The organism is Nitrosophilus sp. (genome assembly GCF_982775275.1).
The window spans coordinates 1-2,359 of record NZ_CEXZHP010000221.1 but is presented as its reverse complement, the minus strand read 5'-3'; the positions used below and the strand labels follow the sequence as shown (position 1 = coordinate 2,359).

The 2,359-nt window shown below is 30.9% G+C and carries 4 protein-coding genes; all 4 read left to right on the top strand.

Going from position 1 to position 2,359, the window contains the following annotated elements; all coding sequences use genetic code 11:
• Positions 1 to 119: 119 nt before the first annotated feature.
• Positions 120 to 683 (top strand): hypothetical protein, encoded by a 564-nt coding sequence (locus tag AC30RD_RS08475; protein WP_489494059.1) that lies wholly within the window; start codon positions 120 to 122, stop codon positions 681 to 683.
• Positions 684 to 770: 87 nt separating this feature from the next.
• Positions 771 to 944 carry a CRISPR system precrRNA processing endoribonuclease RAMP protein Cas6 gene (cas6, locus tag AC30RD_RS08470; protein ID WP_489494058.1) on the top strand — a complete coding sequence of 58 codons (174 nt, stop codon included), beginning with the start codon at positions 771 to 773 and terminating at the stop codon, positions 942 to 944.
• A 47-nt stretch (positions 945 to 991) separates the two neighbouring features.
• Entirely contained in the window at positions 992 to 2,017 is a 1,026-nt protein-coding gene (gene cmr1 / locus AC30RD_RS08465; protein ID WP_489494056.1) for a type III-B CRISPR module RAMP protein Cmr1, read from the top strand.
• Positions 2,004 to 2,359: type III-B CRISPR-associated protein Cas10/Cmr2 (locus AC30RD_RS08460; protein WP_489494055.1), on the top strand; the 356-nt coding region annotated here is incomplete at its 3' end. The genes cmr1 and AC30RD_RS08460, both read left to right, overlap by 14 nt.

Below are 2,359 nucleotides of genomic sequence, written 5' to 3'. Positions count from 1 at the left end.
CAGAGCCGTTGGTAGCTGATTTGGTAGCAAGAGAGATGTTGAGCCGTAAAGAGGGGGAGGTTAATAGAAACATTGAGGAAATTTTGGATAAAATTATATATCACTCAAGGGGGAAGTAGATGCGATACCACCATATTGATGTCAAAATCAACACCAACCACAAAGCCTCTTTTTTTACAGGTTCGATGCTAAGAGGGGCGTTGGGATATGCTCTTAAGCGTGTAACTTGTATCAATCCTTCTTATAAGTGTGATGGTTGTTTTGCAAAAGATGGTTGTCTATACTATGATTTCTATGAACAAGCCAATAGTTTTCACAAATATCGTTTTGATATAGTGTTGGGTAGTGGCAAATTTGATTTTGGACTCTATCTTTTTGATAATGCTTGTGATACTATACCCTATATTCTTAGTGCTTTGCATATAACATTAAGCAAAAATGGTTTAACCAAACACAACTATACTTTTAGCGATTTTGAGATAAGGCTAAATGAAGAGTCTATTGTTAATGGCGAATCATTCAAATCTTTGGATATTTTGCCAAAAAGATTCCAACTAGACAACTATTGTCCAAATATCAAGATAAAATTAGAGACACCATTGAGGATAAAAAGGGACAATAAGCTCCTGAAGGATGATGTGGCGATAGAGGATATACTGCGTTCTATTTACCAAAAAGCCTAAGAGTTTAGCACAGGCAAAAAGGCGTTCAAACTAGACTATCGACCACAATACACCACAACACTCAAAGCACTAAAGTATCAACCTCTTTTGCGACGAAGCAATAGACAAAACAAGCGTCTAAGTATGGATGGAGTAGTCGGTGAGATAGCTGTTTTGGGTCTGGATAGACGAAGTTATGAGCTTTTGAAGCTTGGCGAGATAATCGGTGTAGGCAAACAGACGGTTATGGGACTTGGGCGGATAGTGGTTGAGGATGTGTAAGATAGGTTTGATTTTATCAAATAAATTTAAAAAAGGAAATAGATGGAATGAATAAAAAAAGAATAGAGTGCAAATTAATAACACCAATGCTAATGCATGGAGAAGATACACAAGTAGCAGAACTAAGACCACCCTCAATAAAAGGTGCTATGAGATTTTGGTGGAGAGCGATTCATGGAAATTTAAAATTAGATGACTTAAAAAAACAAGAGTCTATGTTGTTTGGTGGAGCAAGTGAAAATAGTGCTTTAAAGAGTAGTTTTCGGATATTTATAAAAAAACAAAATTTACAAACTATTAAAAATATTGATTTTTATAATAGTTTGACTATTGGTAATAAATATAATTTATATTCATTAGTTATAAATAAAGATGCTAAGTTATTTGAAAAGGGTAATTTTGAACTTCTTGTTAATTTTGTAAGAGAATTTTGTGATGATAAAAGAGAAGTAAAATGTGAAGATGAAATTATAAATACTTTAAATTATATTAATTTTTTTGGAAATTTGGGAGCAAGAAGTAGAAGGGGTGCAGGTAGTATAAAGTTTAAACATGAAAAATTATTGAGTTTTAATGGGGCATCAAAAGAGGAATTGAAAAATTTTATAAGTAAAAATTTTAAAAAAATATCAAATAACAACTATTCTATTTTTGCTAAAAAAATTTTTATTTTTGAACCAAAAAATGATTGGCAAAAAGCATTAGAAAGTATATCAAATCCTTTTAAAGATTTTAGAGATAAAAATAAACACAAAGTCTTTGAAACTCCTAATTTTGGTTTTCCAATTAGACATAAAGATAGAAGTATATTTTTGGGTGGTAAAGAGGTGGAAGATAGAGGTAAGAAAAAATGTTTATCTATTGAGAGAAGATCTTCACCTTTAATTTTCAAAATTTATCAATCTGATAATGGTAAATTTTTTCCTATGATTATTTGGTTAAATGGAGAGTTACTGCCTGATAATTATGAAATTATTCGTAAAAAAGATTGTAGTAAGACAAATGCACCCAATGAACAAATAATTGAAGATTTTTTTAATTCTTTACAAGGAGATAGATATGTTCAGTGGTAAATACCTCTTCCTTTTAACCATAACCCCAGTTCAGGATTTTATCTCACAAGCTAGAAAATTAAAAGACCTTTATGGTGGGAGTCATATCTTATCAGAAATGTCAAAAGTAGGAATTGAGTATGCCCAAAATAGTGGTGCTACTATAATTTTTCCTCAAAAAGGAGAGGGAAATAACTCTTATCCAAATAGATTTTTGATTGAAATATCGTTTGATAATGAGAGTGATTTGAGAGATTTTGCAAAAAGTATAAGTGATAAGATTTTGAACTATTTTAGAGGTTTAGATACTACTAAAAATTCAATAGTTAAGCAACATATAGAGAATTTTTTCCAAATCTATTG

Bases quoted from the DNA above. Each gene is read 5' to 3' on its own strand.
- cmr1 (WP_489494056.1), top strand. From the start codon at position 992: ATGAATAAAAAAAGAATAGAGTGCAAATTAATAACACCAATGCTAATG.
- AC30RD_RS08475 (WP_489494059.1), top strand. From the start codon at position 120: ATGCGATACCACCATATTGATGTCAAAATCAACACCAACCACAAAGCC.